The organism is Stenotrophomonas sp. CASM106 (genome assembly GCF_049384825.1).
Lineage (GTDB): Bacteria > Pseudomonadota > Gammaproteobacteria > Xanthomonadales > Xanthomonadaceae > Stenotrophomonas > Stenotrophomonas muris.
Genome location: NZ_JBMRFS010000041.1, coordinates 1 through 476, shown reverse-complemented (window position 1 = coordinate 476; position 476 = coordinate 1). Strand labels below are relative to the sequence as shown.

Annotated in this window: 1 protein-coding gene; it reads right to left on the bottom strand. The window is 62.2% G+C overall.

Going from position 1 to position 476, the window contains the following annotated elements; translation table 11 throughout:
* Positions 1-402: PepSY domain-containing protein (locus tag VG556_RS22410; RefSeq protein WP_423180058.1), on the bottom strand; the 402-nt coding region annotated here is incomplete at its 3' end.
* Between the last annotated feature and the right edge of the window lie 74 nt (positions 403-476).

Genomic DNA, 476 nt, shown 5'->3' with positions numbered 1-476 from the left:
GGTATCGACAAGCTGCGCCACCGGTGCTTTTCGCAGCTGCTCCACCTGGAGGCGGCCTTTCTCGTCAAAGCTTGCGCCAAACTCAGTGAACTGCCGTGGCTTGTCGCCGCGTACTCGCCAGATCACCCTGGCAGGCGCCTCAGGTGAGGTCTGCACCATCACGCTGTAGTTCTTCGCCGCCTCGGGGTGCGCCTTGAGCACCGCGGCCAACAGGTCAGGTGCGCGCTCCATCGGGACCGGCGCAGACAGCGCAGACGGTGGTGTTGCCCATCTTTCCAACGGCTTCTCGAACATGGTGATCGAGCCCGCATAGAAGGCGACGAACAGCATCAGGCCAGCGAAGATGCCAACCCAGATGTGCACGTCCTTGTAGACCTTGATGATGTCGTTGCGGATCTTCATGTGTGGTCTCAGCCCAGATGGCTTCGCGCCAGCCAGAGCGCGCCAAAGGCCACAGCGTTGGCAGCACCCAGCCA